Consider the following 20091-nt stretch of genomic DNA (forward strand, 5'->3'; position numbering starts at 1 on the left):
AACTTATTGAAAATTTATGATCATCGAAAAGCTACAGAAATATTCCGGGGCAGACCTAAAAACCTGCGAGCAGCAATTGGAAAAAAGAGAAGGTAAATTTTGGTTTGCACTGCATGATCTTTTAAAGCCAACAGATAAGGAAGCCGTTGTGGTAAAGTTACGTACTGCCACCGATGCGGAAGAACTGTACGCTCTCCTCACCAGGCTGAAAGAAATTTACGCCTGTAGTGATTTCCAGGATGCAGTAATGAAAGTATTTGATGAAGACAGGGAAATCCTCGAAGCACACAAGCTGCACGGTGTTGATGCACTGAACGATTTTGAACCAGAACCCGGGGAGATGGATCGGTATGCAGAATTATTAAAATCGTTCGTGCCAAAAAATATTGTAAAAACCCTTGAGATCGTTGGCCGCATACGTGCCGTCGATTTCACACCCGACATCATTGATAAAATTAAAAGCTGGCTGACAGGCACTAATGACCATATGATAAAGCAGGTATTCAGTACCAACATTAACGAACAGCCTGATAAAATAAGTTTATTTTTTAACGAGATCGTTTTTAACCTGAAGCCGGACCGCAGTGCATACCACTTCACTGCCATGAGGGCGCTATGGAGCGACAGCGCCCCTGCTTACCCTGAATTGACGGCGACACTTCAGAAATTCGCCAAAGCCCGTGACACCCAGATTGGCAGCATGGCGAACGACCTGTTGGTGCGTTACGGCAACACGGGCGAAGACGAGAGGGAGGCTGCAGATAGCCATTTCCGCGATAAGCAGGTTGCGGCCATTCACAAAAAGGTAAACAAGCTGAAATCGGCAAAAGGCCTGCATAATTTTGCTAACAGTTTTGATTGGGATGACGATATGGAATATATGTTCGCCGTTATACGCCACGAGAAGTGCGAAATTGCGACTGCAAAGCTGGTGTATTGGAGCATCGGACCCACTTACTTCCAGCAATATGCCTCTGGCGAAGAAGTGGAGGACATCAACAGGGATGCTTTTATGCTTATGACCGAGATCGAGGAGCGTATGAAGGATGGAAAATATGCTGTGGGAAAGCTTGAATATGATCCTAAAAATGACTTATTCAAAGATAAGACCAAAAGCGACCTGCCTGAGAATAAAATAAAAAGGGCGATACCTGAGTTTATGTATTAAACAACTATAAGCCCTGCCCGACTTCTCTGTTCTAGTTGTACTATTACCATTCTGCAGGTCAAACTACTGGGTGAAGCAATGCAACGGTGTTTAGTTTTTCTTTACCAGCCTGTACGAATAATCAGGGAACTCACTCACCTTAATGATAAATACGCCCGGCTGTAGCCTGCCTACATCGATCCTGTTGCGTTCGCTATTGAGTATCCCACTTTGTACATCGCGGCCATTTATATCGATGAAATTGTATTGTATGCCTACAAGTATCGGGTCAATATCGATATAAAGCACATCGCCTGCAGGATTAGGATATATCCTTATTTTCGAACGGATGTCATTCCGGAGCGTTGCCAGCGGCAGGTTCTCCAAATAATCCTGAAGGTAAGCCGAGAGGTCGAACTTATGCAGTTTCTGGGATACGTTTACTATTGGTGCCTGCACGAAATGCTCATTGGTGGTAAAGTAGTCCATTCCGTTCGATGTCGCGATCCCCTCCATTTGGTGAAAACCCATAGACGATGTACCGACCTTCCTTTTGTTACCGCTAAAAAAATCGTGCCCGTTAAAATCGTAAAGCAGGTAAAAGAACGGCTGCAACAGGGTGCTGTAACCTGTAAGCACAACAAGTTTTTTGTCTTCAAGATATGTCGCTCCTGTAATGAGGCCACTTACATCGTACGTTGCTTTAAGCTGCGCCACGTGTGTACCCGGCGTTTTAGGCAAGGCATATACACTAGTTTTCTTAGTTACCCATTGCTTGGTGAACAGGTAAATACTATCCTGGCTAACGATAAAGGCCTCGCAGTCGAAATCGGTATTATTGCCTCCGGTAGGTGTAAAATTAGTTTGGTTGGAATAAGTAAAATTAATGGTGTTCGCCTGGACATTGCCCGAGATCAGTTGTGCCTTACCCACTCTAATGATCCTAAGGTTGTTGCGGTTGCCGTTGCTGTTATTACCAAAATCACCTATATAAACATATTGCGCATCCTGCGATATCTCTTCCCAGTCGGTATTAGATGTGCCGGTTACAGGGAATGTTTGCAGCACGGCTCCTGTAATGCTGTCGAGCGAATAAAGATTGATATCATTATTATCATTGTGCGTTACCAGTCTGTTCTCCAATTTAATAAGGCCTGAGGTCTCGTCTACCGTATTGGGAAGGTCTACAGAAGTTATCGGCCCAACAGAAGATGAACTATAAGTACAGCTGCCATCGTTTACTGTGGCCTGCGAGTTATAATTATTTGAAAGCGCGTCGGTACAGCCAGCTACCTGTGCCTGTGCACTCCAGATAAAGAGCAGTAAAAAAACAGATATAAGGTACTTAATGTTCATGACTGTAGGGATTATTTCCACTGAAAGGTAGCAAATCTTTTAGCAGTAATAAATTAATACGTAAGAGTTTAAGACAACTTTAAATCATTACCTATAAGATAGTTATGATTTAATTAATTATTGATTAATGATTTCAACGAACATTAACCCCGCTTTATGTCACTCAGTCCCCATTAATACTCTTTACCAAAAGTTAAATGTTTTCCTTTTACAAAATGTCGTGCCTAATTTTAATTATCTAAAAACACACACCATGAACAAATTATTCAGAGGCCTCATTGCAGGCTGGGGCGCAAAGAAATTAGGAGGAGGCTGCGTTGGCACTATTGTAGTATTCGTAATCATTTATTATTTACTGGGGTATTGCGACAGGATGTAGGTCAGGTCGAGGCCGCAACCGATGCCGCTGCATTTTGCATGACCCTGAAATAATGCAGCGAAAGCAGGATAAGCAGTTGCTCCTGTTCTGTACTCCCAAAGTCATCAGCGCAGGTAATGGCATAGCCCTGGGTAAATTTTTTCCAGCTATAGTCAGATCTTATTTCCAAAAGCTCTTCCCCTTTATAATTTACGAGGGTATTGCATAGGGAGAACATACTTTTCGCCCGGAATACAAATTGATGATGCGTTTCTTTAACCGGGCTTATTACCGTAGAGCTGTTCCATTTGCTTTGCATATCGAATAGCGGCCTGTCATCTTTTGTAAGGCTGTATTTGGTATGCCAAAAGTTTTGGGCCTTAAAGATATAAGGGCCGTCTTTCCCCAGCCATATCTCAGGGTTAGAGGAATACCATTTCGGATACACAAGGCTGCCTTTAACTTCGCCATTCACGATACTATTGAACTTCCGGCTGCCTTCGGATATAACGGTAATGGTTTTCATTATTCAATTTTTTTGTACTGCTAAGGAAGGTATTATTTCTTTGGCAGCCAAAAATGTTGATGCAGATGATGGCGGGGTTATTACAAATTACATTGTCACCATTCAATTTTTGAATATTTAATCTGCTATATTTACATCAAATTTTTTTTATGAAAAGAATACTACAATTTTGTTGTCTAATCCTTTCGACATCAGCATTTTCACAAAATGGATGGCAGCTTTTAAATCCGACTCCATCATATAACAACGGCATTGATATACATTTTAGTTCACCTAGCACTGGGTATATAATTACTGAAGACGAGCTTTTGGAGACTACTGATGCGGGCCAAAACTGGCACTTTAAGCAATCTCTAATTAACGCTACTGATATACACTTTAAAAATAATATTGGTGTTATTGCAGGACTGAGTGGATATGCCATGAAATCCACGGATAGTGGAGCAACATGGGCACAAATGAATACTACTACCTCTCAGGCTTTCAATTCTGTTACTGTACTGGATGCAAATAATATTATCTTATCATCTTCTACTAAACTTGTAAAAACATCAGATGGGGGAGTAACATGGCAAACACTCAATATTCCGGATACAAGTGTCAGTCCTTCATTATTAGTTAAGAAAACTATTTTCATAACGCCATTGATTGGACATGCCGTATGCAACTCCAAACGAATTATGAAAACCATAGATGGTGGTGCAACTTGGTACTTTACTGAGCTTACCACCAACAATAGCACCGATTTTATCACGGTTTTTTTCGCTGATGCAAATAATGGATACGCCTCGGATAGCTTTGGTAAACTGATGAAAACGACAGACGCCGGAGAGACGTGGACAGAACTTCAAAATATTTCTATGGAAATCCGGTCGATTTTCTTTTTGGATGCAAATAAAGGTTATGTTGCAGGTGACGTAGGCCGGGTCTATAAAACAAATAATGGCGGCACCAGCTGGCAGGCGGTAGATACACCCAACTCTTATATTGGGCAAATGGATTTAAATGGAATTTATTTTACAAATGCAAACAAAGGTTTCAGCACCGGTGTAAGAGGCCGAATACTTAAAACTACTAACGGTGGAACCGCATGGGCTGCTTATTCACCTTCGTACTTTGATACACGCAGTATTGATTTTGTAAGCAATAATGAAGGATTTGCGCTTTTAGGTGGTCAATGCTATAATACTACTGATGGAGGCGTAACATGGTCTTATAGAGGAGAAGTAGCCAGTGAATTCATAACCCCGACAAAAATAGAATTTGTAAATGCGAATATCGGGTATATGGCAGCGGGTTCATTCGTATTCAAAACAATCGATGGTGGTATAACTTGGACCGTTAATAATGGCGGAGCCGGAATGAATATGACTGACATTAAGTATATTGAGTTTATTGATGAAAATATAGGGTACGTTTCACAACATAATTATGCCCGACTCTTCAAGACCACAAATGGAGGAACTACGTGGCAACAAGTATCCAATCAAATAAATAACAGCTTACAATTTATTAATGCTAATGTTGGTTATTCCCTCCGTAGCGGGAAGGTGTTTAAGACTGTTGATGGAGGTAATACATGGAACGCAACTAATGATAGCAACTTACCATATGGTATTGATATCAATTTTGTAAATGAAGATGATGGTTTTGCATTGGGCACTACTTCAATAAGAAGGACTACAGACGGGGGATTAAATTGGCAAAACTATAGTCTTCCTGGCGGCAGCAACTATTCTTTCAATTATTTAAAATTTATTACTCCCAACACAGGTTATATTGCTACTGAAACGGGTGTCATATTTCAGACTACGGATGGTGGACAAAGTTGGAGTCCAGTATTTGGCACACACGATATAAGTACAATTACTTTTAACAACGGTTATCTTTATATTGGCGGAATTTGGGGAAGAATTTCAAGAAATCAAACTGGAGTGTTATCACAAACAGACTATATTGCTGTAAATAAAAATATTACCATATATCCTGTTCCGGTACTAAAAGATTTAAATATCGGCACAGAAAATTTGATTATTGATAAAATTGAAATGTTTGACCTTTCAGGAAAAAATATTTTAATTCAAAATGCAGCTGGTAACTCAACCGGGGTTTATGATGTGTCGCCACTAGAGAGTGGAATTTATATTATAAAAATATATTCAGAAAATAAAGTTCACACTAAGAAGTTTATAAAGTCCTAAAAAAGCCTTCCATTCCGGAAGGCTTCTATCTAAAATCTGGTCTAATATCTAATAGCCTAAAGTTACATATTCCTCCTGTACTGCCCTCCTACTTCAAACAATGACGAAGTGATCTGGCCAAGTGAGCAAACTTTCGAGGCTTCCATCAACTGCTCGAAAATGTTTCTGTTCTGTATCGCGGCATCCTGCACAATGGCAAGCTGCTCTGTTACTTTGTCGGCATGGATGGTGTGAAGGATCTCAAGGGTATCGATCTGGAATTGTTTCTCTTCTTCTGTCGCACGGATTACTTCCAATGGCACTACAGTTGGCGACCCTTTCGAGCTCAGGAAGGTGTTTACCCCAATGATAGGGAACTCGCCTGTGTGCTTGAGTGTTTCGTAATAAAGGCTTTCCTCCTGTATCTTGCTGCGCTGGTACATGGTTTCCATAGCGCCAAGTACGCCGCCACGCTCGGTGATGCGGTCGAATTCTGCAAGTACGGCCTCCTCTACAAGGTCGGTCAGTTCTTCGATGATGAACGAACCCTGTATCGGGTTCTCGTTTTTCGCCAGTCCAAGCTCCTTGTTGATGATCAGCTGTATCGCCATCGCACGGCGAACACTTTCTTCTGTAGGCGTTGTGATAGCCTCGTCATACGCATTGGTATGCAGCGAGTTACAGTTGTCGTATATAGCGTACAATGCCTGAAGCGTCGTACGGATGTCGTTAAAGTCGATCTCCTGCGCGTGCAGCGAACGCCCCGATGTCTGGATGTGGTATTTCAGCATCTGCGCACGCTCGTTCGCACCGTATTTATTCTTAAGCGCCTTAGCCCATATCTTACGTGCCACACGCCCTATCACGGCATATTCCGGATCAATACCGTTACTGAAGAAGAACGACAGGTTCGGACCAAAGTCATTGATGTTCATACCACGGCTCAGGTAGTATTCCACGTAAGTGAATCCGTTAGAGAGCGTAAATGCAAGCTGCGTTATCGGGTTAGCGCCCGCTTCGGCAATGTGGTAGCCGGATATCGATACCGAATAGAAGTTACGTATGTTATTTGTAATGAAATACTCCTGCACGTCGCCCATCAGCCTTAATGCAAATTCTGTTGAGAAAATACAGGTGTTTTGCGCCTGGTCTTCCTTAAGGATATCGGCCTGTACCGTACCGCGCACCTGGGTCAGCGTACGGACTTTTATGTCGTTATACACATGGGCAGGCAGCACCTGGTCGCCGGTCACACCAAGGAGCATCAGGCCGAGGCCGTCATTACCCGCAGGCAGCTCGCCGTTGTAACGCGGACGTGCAATGCCTTTCGCTTTGTATATTTCGTTAATGTGGTTGTCTACTTCCGTTTCAAGGCCGTGCTCTTTGATATAAAGCTCACACTGCTGGTCGATAGCGGCGTTCATAAAGAAGCCCAGCAGCATTGGCGCAGGCCCGTTGATAGTCATACTTACCGATGTAAGCGGGTGAGCCAGGTTGAAGCCTGAATACAATTTCTTGGCATCGTCAAGGCAGCAGATGGATACCCCGGCATTACCGATCTTTCCATAAATATCAGGGCGCACATGCGGGTCGTTGCCATATAGCGTCACACTGTCAAACGCTGTAGAAAGGCGCTTTGCAGGCAGTCCGGCGCTCACGTAATGGAAACGCTTGTTGGTACGCTCAGGGCCACCCTCTCCGGCAAACATCCTCGACGGGTCTTCGCCTTCACGCTTGAACGGGTATAGTCCAGACGTGAACGGGAATTCGCCAGGTACATTTTCCTGCAGGCACCAACGCAAGATATCGCCCCACGCCTTGTATTTCGGCAGGGCAACCTTTGGTATCTGCGAATGCGAAAGCGATTCGGTATGCGTTTGTATCCTGATCTCCTTATCCCTTACCTTGAAGGAATACACAGGGTTCTTATATTTGTTCACCTTGTCGTCCCAAGTCAGGATGATCTCCCAGTTATACGGGTCAAGGTTCATTTTTACACGGTCAAACTCTTTAAGCAGCAGTGAAAGGAATTGCTCCTTATCGTCCTGCATTTCGACTGCGCTCAATGTGACAGAAGCCTCATCAATACCCGCTTTGCTGATAGCCGGCACTTTACCTGTAACACTCTCAATGGTTTTATAGAGGCCGTACAGCTTTTGGGCCACTTCCTGCTGGCTCATGGCCACCTCATCATACTTACGGTTGTTCTCAGCGATCTCGCTAAGGTAACGGGTACGGTGCGGCGGTATCACGAAGATCTTCTCGCTCATTTCGCGGGTGATTTCGAAGGTTGTTTGCAGGTCAGCACCCGTTTTCTCCACTACCCTGTCCATGATCTTTTTGTAGAGCGTGTTCATGCCCGGATCGTTGAACTGCGAGGCTATCGTGCCGAAAACCGGCATATCGTCAGGGTTCTTGTCCCAAAGGTTGTGGTTGCGCTGGTACTGTTTCTTCACATCGCGAACAGCGTCAAGCGCTCCCCTTTTGTCAAATTTATTAAGGGCTACCAGGTCGGCAAAATCAAGCATGTCGATCTTTTCCAGCTGTGTAGCGGCACCGAATTCAGGCGTCATTACATATAACGATACATCGGAATGTTCTAATATCTCAGTATCTGATTGCCCGATCCCTGATGTTTCAAGGATGATGATGTCGTATTTTGCTGCCTTCAGTACCTGTATGGCCTCGGCAACATATTTAGATAGCGCAAGGTTGGACTGCCTTGTAGCCAAAGAGCGCATGTACACCCTCGGGTTATTGATGGCGTTCATACGGATACGGTCGCCCAGCAACGCTCCGCCTGTCTTCCTTTTTGAAGGATCGACAGAGATAAGGCCTATCGTTTTTTCAGGAAAATCGATAAGGAAACGGCGTACCAGCTCATCTACCAACGACGATTTTCCCGATCCTCCCGTACCTGTAATACCCAGCACCGGAGGCCCCCCAACCCCCAAAGGGGGAGTTTGCTGCCCGGCATGGAATAATTGGTTAAATTCCTGAGGGCTATTTTCTGCAAGAGTGATAAGCCTCGCAATTGTATTCACATTTCTATCCCGTAACCCTTCCGCAACTCCCCCTTCGGGAGCTGGGGGGCTATAATCGGCCTGTTTTACCAGGTCGTTGATCATGCCCTGAAGTCCGAGCTCGCGCCCGTCGTCCGGAGAATAGATACGTGTTATGCCATACTCGTGCAGCTCCTTTATTTCCTCAGGAAGTATCACTCCACCGCCGCCGCCGAATATCTTGATATGCCCCGCGCCTTTTTCTTTCAGGAGGTCGTGCATGTATTTAAAATATTCGTTGTGCCCACCCTGGTAGGAGGTCATCGCGATCGCGTTAGCATCTTCCTGGATGGCAGTGTTCACCACTTCCTCCACACTGCGGTCGTGCCCAAGATGGATCACCTCGACGCCCGTGGCCTGGATGATGCGTCGCATGATGTTGATGGCGGCATCGTGCCCGTCAAAAAGCGACGCGGCAGTAACGATTCTTACTTTGTTCTTAGGAATATAAGGTACAGCTTGCTCCATTATGAATTATTCAATTTTGAGAGCGCAATTTACGTATTTATTAAAAATTTCAAACGCAATAGTAACAGAAAATATTTATATCGGAAAAGATAACCCTCTTATCGTGTGGACGAACGTGCGGGATAGAAGCGGCATCCTGCCGAGGCACGAAGGCAGATAGAGCGTATAGCCCGACCCGCAGGGGCACGGCCAAAAAAAAATTAATGCTATCTAACAATATGCCCCACATTCCCACCATGAAAAAACAGCACCCGTGTCCGGAACGACCGTGACAAGAATTTCGTCGGGTACCATTCCCTGCCTTTGCTTCCCAGGATTAGCAGGCCGTCGTCATCCCCTACTACCATAAAATTATCCCCTCTCGGCTGGCGGTGGAATATTGGGAGGCCATATTCTTTTACGAGGGTGTCGGCGAGTTCGGTAACGTTGTTGGTCACCAGCCCGATCTCGCTGATGTTTATATAGGAATTGCTGCTGAAGGGATAATTTGAGAATGTCTTGTTGGAGTATCGTGTAATGAACTCGAGTATGTTGCCGTTGTTGTCGAGAAAGTAGAAGGATTTTGCGTCCCAGTTGGTAAAGTCTACAATATCGCCTGCAGGGCCTCCCGAAATAATTTCGGTGCGCCATTTCATCATGCGGTAAGCTTCCTCGAAGCGGTTGTTGGGCACATCGATAGCAAAATGGTACACCGGCCTTATGTTCTCCGATTTCCTGAAGATAAGTTTTGTTGCCCCAAAGCGGAACATAACCAGATCCTTTTCCTTTGCGAACGGATCGAGCCCCAGGACTTTTTTATAAAACCGGGTGGTTTCACTCAGGTCGTCACTAAGCAGTTCTATTTCTATAATCGTCATTCGGAAAAATTTTGGCAACCTGCTAATTTAATGATTAAACGGACTGTCCCTGCAAAAGCTATCATAAACTTTGGAGTATGCATCCCCGAAAACATATTGAAATCCCTACATTTGCCCGCAAATTTCAACACCTCGACATGCGGTTCCCAAAATATTACCTCGCAGCAGTAACAGCCTTCCTCATTTGGGGATTCTTCAGCTTCGGACTAAAGCCCCTGCATGAGTATCCATCACTTGATATCCTGTTTTACCGGATATTTTTCTGTGCGCCCATCATGACCATTATCACATTACTGTTCAGGAGGAACACGATCATTGAAACGCGTGGCATCCTTCGGCAAATGCCTTCAGCCCAAAAGAAGAAATTGCTGCTGCTTACCTTCGGAAGTGCACTGCTGCTGATGGCCAACTGGTTTATTTTCATCTACGTAATGAACCACATCAGTGTGAGCGCGGCATCGTTCGCTTACCTTGTGTGCCCGATACTTACTACGGTTTTCGCTTATTTTATACTGAAAGAAAAACTCGCATCATTGCAATGGGCCTCTGTAGGGCTCAGTGTTTTGGGGTGCATGCTGCTGTCCTACAACAACTTCACGACCATAATCTATAGCCTTATGGTAGCGGCTACCTATGCGCTCTACCTCATAATGCAGAAAAAGATAACGGGTATCGATAAGTTTTTACTGCTCAACGTACAGCTGATAATCATAGCACTTATACTGCTGCCGTTTTATCCGGCATATAGCGGCCCGGTACCACAGGCGGCCTCATTCTATGGTTATATAAGTATAATTGCAGTGCTGTTTACCATAATCCCGCTGTTTCTTAACCTGTACGCGCTCAAAGGCATCAGCTCATCTTCAGTAGGGATATTGCTGTATATCAATCCTATCATCGGGTTTTTGCTTTCGGCTTTTTATTATAATGAAGAGATAACCCTGTTCCAAATAGCAGCGTACTCATTAATACTGGTTTCGATACTATTATTTAATGTGCGGTCTTTTGTAAAATCAACTACGTAATTTTTACAAAAAGGATAACAAACACCTTCCGGTTCACCGTATAAATCTATATGTTTACCGTGGTTTGACAATAATTCGGAACGGTTTTTGTTTACCTTAAAAAAAACTTAAAAAAAACTTAAAAAATTATGAAAAAGATACTTCTCTCCCTATTTCTTATCACGACGATAGCAACAGGTGCCAATGCACAATTAAAAGACCTTGTAGGGAAAGGCAAAGACATGCTTTCCGGCGGGAAATCATCGTTCAGTAATGCCGATATAGGCAAAGCACTTAAAGAAGCCCTGAACAATGGTGTGACCAAAGAAGTAACCAAACTGACCGCTACAGACGGCTTTTATAAGAACGAGGCTGTAAAGATCCTTTTACCGGAAGAGCTCCAGAAAGTAGACAAAAAACTAAGGCAGATGGGAATGGCCAACCTTGCTGATGAAGGTATCAAAGTCCTGAACCGCGCCGCAGAAGATGCTGTGAAAGAAGCTACCCCTATCTTTGTGGATGCCATTACTAAAATGGCCATTACTGATGCGAAGAACATCCTTATGGGTGCTGATAACTCGGCTACTACTTACCTTCAAAAAACTACAACATCTCCGCTATACGGCAAATTCAGCCCGGTTGTAAAAACATCGCTGAGCAAAGTAGGTGCCGATGCGGTTTGGGCCAATATCATCAGCAAGTACAACGCGCTTCCGCTGGTAAGCAAGGTAAACCCTGACCTGACCGATTATGTGACCAACAAGGCGCTTGACGGCGTATTCAAAATGATCACAGTAGAAGAGAAAAATATTAGGACAAATTTATCATCCAGGACTTCCGATTTACTTAAAAAAGTATTTGCTTTACAGGACAAAAAGTAAACTTACCTTCTTATGAAAAAACTTATCCTGCCTTTATTTGCCTTATGCCTCACGCTTTCCGGGTGTGCCGAACTACAGCAGGTAGCCTCGCAACTTCCCCAGCAGCTGGGCACATTATCCAACGCCGATATTGCAGCCGGACTCAGGGAAGCGCTTGATAAAGGGATCGACAAGCAGGTAAGCAAACTCACTAAGACCGATGGCTATTATAAGAACCAGTTGGTAAAGATCCTCCTGCCTGCCGAATTGCAGAAAGTAGATAAGACGCTACGTGACATAGGTTTGGGCAGCCTGGCAGACGAAGGCCTTAAAATGATGAACCGTGCCGCTGAAGATGCGGTGAAAGAAGCTACGCCTATATTCGTTTCGGCAGTGAAAAATATTACTTTTAATGATGCCAAAAATATATTGCTGGGTAACAATGAAGCCGCTACAACCTACCTTAAAGGACAGACTACATCGCAGCTGTATACAAAATTCAACCCGGTGATAAAATCGTCATTCAGTAAAGTGGGTGCCGATAAGGTTTGGAGTAATATCATCACACAGTACAACAAGGTGCCATTGGTACAGAAAGTAAATCCCGACCTAACCGATTATGTGACCACAAAAGCGTTGGAAGGGGTATATAAAATGATTTCAGTAGAAGAAAAAGAAATACGCACCAACATCAATGCAAGGACTTCCGACCTGCTGAAAAGAGTGTTCGCGCAACAGGACAACAAGTAGCTAAAAAATTAGTTATCAACAGGATATAAATAACATAGCCTTAACATTAGGGAATAATATTTTTGAGTAATTTGCATTCAATAAATGGTTTTCTCACATTTGGTTAGGGTTAGTTAGAAGAATGCCGGTATGAAGATGCCGGCATTTTTTATTTTTAGGCCCCGTCCCCTACGCCGAATGAATTGCCCACCCAAACTTGAGTTTTTAAGCAGCGCTATGCATTTATAAAGCTTATTCCTTATTTTTGCTTTGCATGATAAGACGGTTACAACAGCAGATCGATAACTCCCCACTGATTGTCTTCAGGATTATCTTTGGCTTCATTTTATTATGGCAGGCATCAAAGCATATCGCATTCGGCTGGGTGGAGCATCAGTTTGTCAGGCCAAAATTCACATTTTCATTTATCTGGATAGAATGGCTGCAGCCGCTGCCGGGCAATGGAATGTATTGGTATTATGCTGCCATGTGCGTTTTTGCGGTTATGGTGGCCATCGGTTTCCGCTACAGGATGGCCCTTGCGGGTTTTGGCATACTTTGGACAGGGGTCTACCTTATGCAGAAAACTACCTATAACAATCATCACTACCTGCTGATCCTGATGTGTGTCATAATGCTTTTCCTTCCGGCAAATACTTATGCATCGGTGGACAGCAGGACCAATCCTTCCATCAGGACCTATACTATGCCCGCATGGTGTCGTTATGTAGTGTTACTACAGATAGCAATTGTGTATTTTTTTGCGGCAATTGCCAAATTTTATCCCGGATGGATGGACGGTACTTTTGCAGGTATACTGCTGGAGCCGAGCGCCGGGCGGCATACAGGCGTATTATTTCATGCAAAATGGTTTCAGGTGCTTTTTGCATGGGCGGGTATTGCCTTTGACCTGTTTATTGTACCGCTCCTGCTATACAGAAAGACACGTACTATAGCACTTATAGCGGCTATCATTTTTCACACGTTCAACTGGCTTACACTCAATATCGGCGTATTCCCATTGTTTGCATTAAGCACGCTTGTTTTCTTTTACCCTCCCAATACCATTAGGAAACTATTTTTCAGGCAACGCCCCCTTATAGAACCCGAAGAGGTACCACTTTCTTTAAAAGACAAAAGGATACTGCTTTACTTTTTCCTCCCCTACTTCCTTTTACAGCTGGCATTGCCGGTAAGGCATTATTTTATTGAAGGAGACGTAATGTTTACAGAAGAAGGCCATCGCCTTAGCTGGCGCATGATGCTGAAACGGAAAAAGGGCACTACCGATTTCTTAGTTACTGACCTTACTAACAATAAAAAGTTTGTTTACGACAAGCGCTCTTCCCTTACGAAAGCACAGTCAGAATCCCTGAACGGTAAGCCCGACATGATATGGCAGATGGCTCAGCATATTAAAAAAGAGTATGCCGAAAAAGGAATTAAAGTTGCTATATATGTGGAAGCCTGGACATCAATAAACAATGGGGTAAAGCAATTGCTAATAGACCCTGATACTGATCTGGCAACCGCCGAATGGGATCCTTTTTTCCATAACAAATGGATACTTACGGGCGATAATTAAGTTTGCCACAGAAACTTCACAGCCAAAAAAATTATATTATAAAATTTAGCTAAGTACCAGTATTTTAAACTGATTACTTTGTTACTTTTGCAAAAAAATGAAGACGTGAGAAAGAGCCTTATTTTAGTATGCTTACTGGCACATGCTGTGGGATTTTCGCAGGAATGGAATACCGATTTTGAAACCGCCAAGCGCAAAGCTGTGGCCTTCAATAAAAATATACTGCTTGTTTTTTCCGGGTCCGACTGGTGCATACCCTGCATGGAACTGGAGAAAAAGGTTTGGCAGACGCCCGAATTTAAAGCTGCTGCCCAAAAGGACTGGGTACTGCTTCGCGCCGATTTCCTCCAAAAGAAAGGCGACCCCGAACCGGTGAACGTGAATGACCAGAAAATGATCCTTACCGAAAAATATAACCGCGACGGTTTTTTCCCTTTTATCGTAACGCTGGACAAGTATGGCAAAGTTATCGGTAAAATTGGGTACGAGGATTTTGATACCGCTGAAGAATATATTTTCCTGTTCAGGAGGATGAGGAAGTAATTTTTTGCCACTTCCGTGGCAAGTTTTTTTAGCCACGAATTACACAAATTTTCACTAATTCTTTAGAGTGACTTCTATTAGCCACAACTTAAAATTTGTGGAAATTCGTGTAATTCGTGGCTAAAGATTTTTATCTAAACCGGCTCCTCTATTCTTTGCTGCAATTGCTTAAAATAAGCAAACGCCTTTACCAGCCTGCTGCCGTACCACGAGAACATCTCGCCATCTACAAAAACGGTTTTCGCGTGGTGCGTATGCCTGCCCAGTTCGAAGGCATCTTCGTCTTTAAAGGGATAGGGTTCCGATGAAAGCAACACTACATCCGGGTCACCCTGTATGCGCATTTTCTGCACGATGACTTCGGGGTAACGCTCTTCCCTGCCCTCGTAGATATTGGTAAAATGGTTGAGCTTCATCATCTCGTTGATGAAGGTGCTGTGCCCTGCCGCCATATAAGGCTCTTTCCAAATAAAGTAGGCCGTTTTGAGCCACTCCTTACCTACCATGAATTTTTGGAAATCAGCTAAAGCGTAGTTTATCTTGTCGATCCATTGTGCGGCAGCAGTGCGTACGGAGAATATCTTACCGAATTCGGTTATCATATCGAGGCTGTCCTGCAGCGTAATAATGTCGCTGGTCCATACAGGGGAGATCTCCCGCAGTGCGTTGACGATCTCTTCAGTATTTTCTTCTTTATTGGCAATGATGATGTCGGGCTGTAGCAGGCGTATCTTTTCGTAATGGACTTTCTTTGTCCCACCGATGATCTTTTTGGTCGATTTCAAATGGTAAGGGTGCACGCAGAATTTGGTGATGCCAACGAGACTGTCTTCCAGTCCCAGGTCAAACAGCAGTTCGGTTTGCGAAGGGACGAGTGATACGATACGTTTCGGTGTAGCGGCAAGCGTTATGGTATGCCCGGTCTGGTCGGTGTAGGTTTTCATTGAAATAGTAACTGATTTTTAACTAACCACATAGATACATAGGATTTACAGTGATTATTGATAGTTAAGGAGATATATCTGCACATAGTGAAGCGAAGCTTCAGGTCTGTGTCACTGTGATTGGATTTTAAGATTAACTTCTAAAGCTATGTGCCTATGTGGTTAAATATTGAGGATGGCTTATATAATGTTTAGCGCCTTCGCCAGTTGTGCGTCCAGCAGGATCGTTTCCATTTCCTGTTGCATTTTTTTTGCTTCTTCCCTTGCTTTTTCGGCAAAGTCCTCTCCTTTTGAAGCATAAATAATACCCCGTGACGAGTTGATGAGCAGCCCGACAGTATCGTTCATTCCGTATCGGCACACCTCATGCAGGCTGCCACCCTGCGCACCCACACCCGGTACGAGCAGGAAGCTGTTAGGCACTATCTTTCGCACCTCGGTGAAATACTCGGCTTTGGTTGCGCCTATAACATACATCAGGTTGTCGCTGTTCTCCCATGTTTTTGAAGTCGTAAGGACGGTTTTGTACAATTCGCCATGTCCGGTTTTTTGCGTCTGGAAATCGAAAGCGCCTTCGTTAGAGGTCAGTGCCAATAGTATCGTGAACTTGTCCTTAACCGCAAGGAACGGCTCTACGCTGTCCTTACCCATATAGGGCGCCACAGTAACGGAATCAAACGCAAGGTCTTCAAGGAACGCCTTGGCATACATGGCCGAGGTATTGCCTATATCACCGCGCTTGGCATCAGCAATAGTGAAAATCTCAGGGTGCTTTTGGTTCAGGTAATTAATGGTTTTTTCGAGCGATCGCCAGCCTTTAATGCCGTATGCTTCGTAAAAGGCGGTATTCGGTTTATAAGCCACAGCCAGGTCGTGCGTGGCATCTATAATGGCTTTGTTAAATTCGAATATCGGGTCTTCGGTGTTTAGCAGGTGCGTCGGTATCTTGTTGAGATCGACATCCAGCCCGATGCACAGGAAGGATTTCTTTTTTAGAATCTGAACGTATAGTTGTTGTGTAGTCATGGTAGTTGTATTTGTGCAAAAATACTCATTTTATGGAACACTGATAACACGAATAAAACTGATAACCACAGATTTCTTTAGGCGGCGGTCATTGCGCGGAGGAACGACAAAGCAATCTTTCATTCAGTATGAGTGGAGTTACCTTTTGGATTAGGGTTTGGGGCAACCCACTTAACATGATTCCTAAACAGCATGTTTTTGGGTAGGGTACTATGAATTTAGGTAGATATCTATATCAATAGGTAAAAGTGAGTTTATGGAAGAAGATGCTATTTAACAGAAAACGAAGCCAGAGAATTAATATATTAGCATAAAATTTTCGAAATGAGCGAATATTATATTGATGAGCAATATTTAACTAACGAAAGTGATGTTGAACAGAAAGTTGTTCTATCTCTACTTTCAAAACCAGAACCTTTAGGCTTAGGATTTAATAATTTTCACATTCAAAGTAAATTAAATCTGAGAAAACTTGAAATTGAAAAGCGCCAAAAAGCAAGGCTATATTATCCTGACTATGTAATACTGATAGATGGGCTTCCACTTATGGTTGTTGAAGTTAAAAACAATTCTGACGATTTAGAGGAAGGTTATAGGGAAGCAAGAATGTATGCACATGAAATTAACTCGTTATTTCCTGAAAATTTAAATCCATGCAGGTTAGTTATTGCTATCCACGGTAGAAGACTTTTAGCTGGATCATGGGATAGTATGCCTCTCATTGATGTAGATGTTAACGATTGGGTAATGAGTAATGCTGGGTTTTCTGAACTTGTAGATAATTTTGGTTCCTCCAAACTCATCAAACTTAGTAAGAACCTGAAAGAGACTTTAAAAACTAGTGCTATATATCGTCGACCGATTAATCTTTTGGGAGGAAAAGATATTCAAAACCAACAAATAAAAAACACTTTCGGCGAAACAATTTCTATACAATATAGGCATCTTTTTAATCCTACGGAAGAAGCGGAGAGAGAAGATATTGTTAGAAATGCATATGTGAAAGTCGACAAACACTTATCGCATGTTGACCCAATTGATAAGCTCATTAGAAAAAAGATTAGTCCATCCGCTATAGAAGCTAACGAGATTGAGGATAACACTACCCCAAAGGAAATCACATTAAAATTAAATAATGCTCGTGAATATAATAATCAGCTATTACTATTAATCGGAAGTGTGGGTTCGGGGAAAACGACATTTATGTCGTATTTAAAGGAAATAGCACTTGATGATGCAGTTTCTAAGAGTTTAGCTTGGATACGTCTAGATTTAAATGCTGCCCCCGTAAATAATATTGAGATTTACACCTGGCTTAAAAACAATATTTGTGAAAACATCATTAATTCTCAGAGTACAATTGATTTAGACGATCCCGATATAATTAAAGAAGTTTACAAGGACAATTTTATAGCCTTCGATAAAATGGCGGGGAAACTCTTAAAAAAAGATTCAGACACATACAATGAAAAACTTTTTGAACAGATAATAAAATGGAGAGGAGACATTGACTTGACATTAGAGAGTTACATTAAGTATTTTATTCATAATAAAGGAAAAGAATTAATAATAGTATTAGACAATTGTGATAAACGTAATTTAGAGGAACAGCTATTGATGTTTGAGGTAGCTACATGGCTTAAAGACAGTATTAAAACAATAGTTTTTTTGCCATTAAGAGAGACAACTTTCGATCATTACAGAAATCAAAAACCGTTAGATACAGTAGTAAAAGATTTGATTTTTAGAATTAATCCTCCACCATTGGAAAAAGTTATTTATTCCAGAATTAGATATGCTGATCGCCTTAGTGATAAGGATAAAGCTGGTAACTATTATACATTACCCAATGGATTCAGGGTACACTATCCTTCAACGGACGAAATTTTCTACTTAAAAAGCATTTTGAAATCACTATTTCAAAATAATTTCTTTAAAAAATTAATTACTGGATTGGCTGGAAGGGATATAAGAAAGGGAATGGAAATCTTTTTGGATTTCTGTAAAAGTGGGCATATTCCTGAAATGGAGATAGTTAAAATGAAACATAATGAAGGTAATTACGAAATTAGTAATCATATAATAAGTAGAGTTTTACTTAGGGGAAATAAAATGTACTATAATGACGCAAATGCCAGAATTAAAAATTTATTTTACTCTGATCCAGGGGATGATTTACCAAATCCATTTTTACGTATTAATATTCTTGAATGGCTTAGTAGCAGGAATCGTATAAAAGGTCCTAGTGGAATTACTGGTTTTTGGCAAGTAAATGATGTAATAAAGGACTTGGTTAAATTAGGTCATAATGCAGATAGATTGTTAGCGGACTTACGTTACATGACTAAATACGGATTAATTATATCGGAATCACAAAAAGAAGATTCTTTAAATTATGAAGAGTTAATTTCAATTAATTCTACAGGGTTTATTCATTTAGAACTTTTGAACAATATGGATTATTTAAGTGCTTGTTCTGAAGATGTTTGGTATTCAAAAGAAACTATTGCAATAGAAATTGCTAAACGTATAAGTAATAAAACTAAAGATCATCATTTTTCTATCTCAACTACTTTAGAAAATTCAAAAGATCTAATTGGATATTTAAAAGATGTAAATAATAACTTTTTTGTAGTGCAACAAGAATTTTTATCAGAAGACGCATATAAACCACCCCTTGATTTCGAAAATATTGAAGCTAAACTTAAATCATTTTCTGAATTTAAAGGATATACCAGTGAAAGCAATTTGCCAAAATATGCTAAAGGAGATGAAGTGGTTGGAAAAATTGTTAAAATTACAGCATATGGTCTAATTTGTAATTTAGACAATAAAAAAATAAGTGGATTTATACATATAAGTGATATTGAGAATGAAAATTTTTACGATGACAATATATACCATATTGGACAAGAAGTACAAGTTATTATCAAACAATATAAACCTGATCACAAACGATATAATATAAAATTTAAATAAGCAATGCCAAACACACCCGGCACAAACAATATGTTTTCGCCAGTATTTCTCAATTAAAGTCCTAAAACCCCTGAACCTTCCCTCCCCCAAACAATGACAGAGCCGGTATCCTGCCTTAGCTTGTGGAGGCATATAAAGGCGATGTCCCGCTAAGGCGGGAGAGCACAGGACCGTCGTATAGCAACAAGCGCTTAAGCCCACTAACCCCCGAAGGGGGAACACCACTCATGTCGAAGTCAGGAAACGTTAATATCCTCGCATCCGTGCGCGTGAGGGATAGAGGCGATATCCTGCGAAGGCACAGAGCAGATAAAGCCGATAGCCCGATGGCGGAGGCACGGAGCCGGCACGCCAAAAAAAGCAATGCCACTCATGCCGGAAGAAAGATTGCTTCGTGCCTCGCAATGACGGCCGCGATGTAAATCCGTGAAGATCCGCCCAGATCCGTTTCATCCGCGTTCCATTTA

At 42.3% G+C, this 20091-nt stretch carries 15 protein-coding genes; 9 read left to right on the forward strand and 6 right to left on the reverse strand.

Going from position 1 to position 20091, the window contains the following annotated elements:
• Window positions 1–16: 16 nt before the first annotated feature.
• The gene (locus AAEO56_RS12385; protein WP_341697379.1) at window positions 17–1168 is read left to right on the forward strand and encodes a DUF4274 domain-containing protein; all 1152 of its coding nucleotides are present in this window, start codon (window positions 17–19) and stop codon (window positions 1166–1168) included.
• Window positions 1169–1258: 90 nt separating this feature from the next.
• On the opposite strand, the gene AAEO56_RS12390 is transcribed toward AAEO56_RS12385, so the two are convergent.
• Window positions 1259–2503 (reverse strand): T9SS type A sorting domain-containing protein, encoded by a 1245-nt coding sequence (locus AAEO56_RS12390; protein ID WP_341697380.1) that lies wholly within the window; start codon window positions 2501–2503, stop codon window positions 1259–1261.
• Between the two features lie 253 nt (window positions 2504–2756).
• Between AAEO56_RS12390 and AAEO56_RS12395 the strand changes: the two genes are divergently transcribed.
• A complete protein-coding gene (locus AAEO56_RS12395; protein WP_341697381.1) occupies window positions 2757–2882 on the forward strand; it encodes a hypothetical protein in 126 nt (41 codons plus the stop codon).
• A gap of 1 nt (window position 2883) precedes the next feature.
• Here AAEO56_RS12395 and AAEO56_RS12400 read toward each other — a convergent pair whose 3' ends face one another.
• The gene (locus AAEO56_RS12400) at window positions 2884–3387 is read right to left on the reverse strand and encodes a hypothetical protein (RefSeq protein ID WP_341697382.1); all 504 of its coding nucleotides are present in this window, start codon (window positions 3385–3387) and stop codon (window positions 2884–2886) included.
• Window positions 3388–3536: 149 nt separating this feature from the next.
• On the opposite strand from AAEO56_RS12400, the gene AAEO56_RS12405 reads away from it, so the two are divergent.
• Window positions 3537–5588: a YCF48-related protein gene (locus tag AAEO56_RS12405; RefSeq protein ID WP_341697383.1), complete on the forward strand. Its 2052-nt coding sequence runs from the start codon at window positions 3537–3539 to the stop codon at window positions 5586–5588.
• Between the two features lie 62 nt (window positions 5589–5650).
• Here the strand turns inward: AAEO56_RS12405 and AAEO56_RS12410 are convergent, their stop codons facing one another.
• Together AAEO56_RS12410 and AAEO56_RS12415 are read right to left on the reverse strand one after the other, a co-directional pair.
• Entirely contained in the window at window positions 5651–9097 is a 3447-nt protein-coding gene (locus AAEO56_RS12410; protein WP_341697384.1) for a methylmalonyl-CoA mutase family protein, read from the reverse strand.
• A gap of 206 nt (window positions 9098–9303) precedes the next feature.
• Window positions 9304–9954, reverse strand: coding sequence for a VOC family protein (locus AAEO56_RS12415; RefSeq protein WP_341697385.1), 651 nt, complete (start codon window positions 9952–9954; stop codon window positions 9304–9306).
• Between the two features lie 77 nt (window positions 9955–10031).
• Between AAEO56_RS12415 and AAEO56_RS12420 the strand changes: the two genes are divergently transcribed.
• The 5 genes from AAEO56_RS12420 to AAEO56_RS12440 all read left to right on the forward strand — a co-directional run bounded on the left by AAEO56_RS12420 (window position 10032) and on the right by AAEO56_RS12440 (window position 14675).
• Window positions 10032–10979 carry an EamA family transporter gene (locus AAEO56_RS12420; RefSeq protein ID WP_341697386.1) on the forward strand — a complete coding sequence of 316 codons (948 nt, stop codon included), beginning with the start codon at window positions 10032–10034 and terminating at the stop codon, window positions 10977–10979.
• Window positions 10980–11107: 128 nt separating this feature from the next.
• The gene (locus tag AAEO56_RS12425; protein WP_341697387.1) at window positions 11108–11839 is read left to right on the forward strand and encodes a DUF4197 domain-containing protein; all 732 of its coding nucleotides are present in this window, start codon (window positions 11108–11110) and stop codon (window positions 11837–11839) included.
• Between the two features lie 12 nt (window positions 11840–11851).
• Complete coding sequence (locus tag AAEO56_RS12430; protein WP_341697388.1) at window positions 11852–12568, forward strand: DUF4197 domain-containing protein; 717 nt, start codon at window positions 11852–11854, stop codon at window positions 12566–12568.
• 253 nt (window positions 12569–12821) lie between these two features.
• Window positions 12822–14132 (forward strand): HTTM domain-containing protein, encoded by a 1311-nt coding sequence (locus AAEO56_RS12435; protein WP_341697389.1) that lies wholly within the window; start codon window positions 12822–12824, stop codon window positions 14130–14132.
• Between the two features lie 105 nt (window positions 14133–14237).
• A complete protein-coding gene (locus AAEO56_RS12440) occupies window positions 14238–14675 on the forward strand; it encodes a thioredoxin family protein (protein ID WP_341697390.1) in 438 nt (145 codons plus the stop codon).
• 134 nt (window positions 14676–14809) lie between these two features.
• Here the strand turns inward: AAEO56_RS12440 and AAEO56_RS12445 are convergent, their stop codons facing one another.
• Together AAEO56_RS12445 and pyrF are read right to left on the reverse strand one after the other, a co-directional pair.
• Window positions 14810–15619, reverse strand: a complete 810-nt coding sequence (locus AAEO56_RS12445) for an ABC transporter substrate-binding protein (RefSeq protein WP_341697391.1) — start codon at window positions 15617–15619, stop codon at window positions 14810–14812.
• Between the two features lie 180 nt (window positions 15620–15799).
• Entirely contained in the window at window positions 15800–16645 is an 846-nt protein-coding gene (gene pyrF / locus AAEO56_RS12450; protein ID WP_341697392.1) for an orotidine-5'-phosphate decarboxylase, read from the reverse strand.
• A gap of 324 nt (window positions 16646–16969) precedes the next feature.
• Between pyrF and AAEO56_RS12455 the strand changes: the two genes are divergently transcribed.
• Complete coding sequence (locus AAEO56_RS12455; protein ID WP_341697393.1) at window positions 16970–19624, forward strand: S1 RNA-binding domain-containing protein; 2655 nt, start codon at window positions 16970–16972, stop codon at window positions 19622–19624.
• Window positions 19625–20091 lie beyond the last annotated feature (467 nt).

Source organism: Flavobacterium arundinis, from assembly GCF_038289855.1.
GTDB lineage: Bacteria > Bacteroidota > Bacteroidia > Flavobacteriales > Flavobacteriaceae > Flavobacterium > Flavobacterium arundinis.

Excerpts from the sequence above, each read along its gene's own strand:
- AAEO56_RS12425 (WP_341697387.1), top strand. The coding sequence starts at position 11,108 with ATGAAAAAGATACTTCTCTCCCTATTTCTTATCACGACGATAGCAACA.
- AAEO56_RS12410 (WP_341697384.1), bottom strand. The coding sequence starts at position 9,097 with ATGGAGCAAGCTGTACCTTATATTCCTAAGAACAAAGTAAGAATCGTT.
- AAEO56_RS12430 (WP_341697388.1), top strand. The coding sequence starts at position 11,852 with ATGAAAAAACTTATCCTGCCTTTATTTGCCTTATGCCTCACGCTTTCC.
- AAEO56_RS12455 (WP_341697393.1), top strand. The coding sequence starts at position 16,970 with ATGAGCGAATATTATATTGATGAGCAATATTTAACTAACGAAAGTGAT.
- pyrF (WP_341697392.1), bottom strand. The coding sequence starts at position 16,645 with ATGACTACACAACAACTATACGTTCAGATTCTAAAAAAGAAATCCTTC.
- AAEO56_RS12395 (WP_341697381.1), top strand. The coding sequence starts at position 2,757 with ATGAACAAATTATTCAGAGGCCTCATTGCAGGCTGGGGCGCAAAGAAA.
- AAEO56_RS12415 (WP_341697385.1), bottom strand. The coding sequence starts at position 9,954 with ATGACGATTATAGAAATAGAACTGCTTAGTGACGACCTGAGTGAAACC.
- AAEO56_RS12445 (WP_341697391.1), bottom strand. The coding sequence starts at position 15,619 with ATGAAAACCTACACCGACCAGACCGGGCATACCATAACGCTTGCCGCT.
- AAEO56_RS12405 (WP_341697383.1), top strand. The coding sequence starts at position 3,537 with ATGAAAAGAATACTACAATTTTGTTGTCTAATCCTTTCGACATCAGCA.
- AAEO56_RS12385 (WP_341697379.1), top strand. The coding sequence starts at position 17 with ATGATCATCGAAAAGCTACAGAAATATTCCGGGGCAGACCTAAAAACC.
- AAEO56_RS12420 (WP_341697386.1), top strand. The coding sequence starts at position 10,032 with ATGCATCCCCGAAAACATATTGAAATCCCTACATTTGCCCGCAAATTT.
- AAEO56_RS12435 (WP_341697389.1), top strand. The coding sequence starts at position 12,822 with ATGATAAGACGGTTACAACAGCAGATCGATAACTCCCCACTGATTGTC.
- AAEO56_RS12400 (WP_341697382.1), bottom strand. The coding sequence starts at position 3,387 with ATGAAAACCATTACCGTTATATCCGAAGGCAGCCGGAAGTTCAATAGT.
- AAEO56_RS12390 (WP_341697380.1), bottom strand. The coding sequence starts at position 2,503 with ATGAACATTAAGTACCTTATATCTGTTTTTTTACTGCTCTTTATCTGG.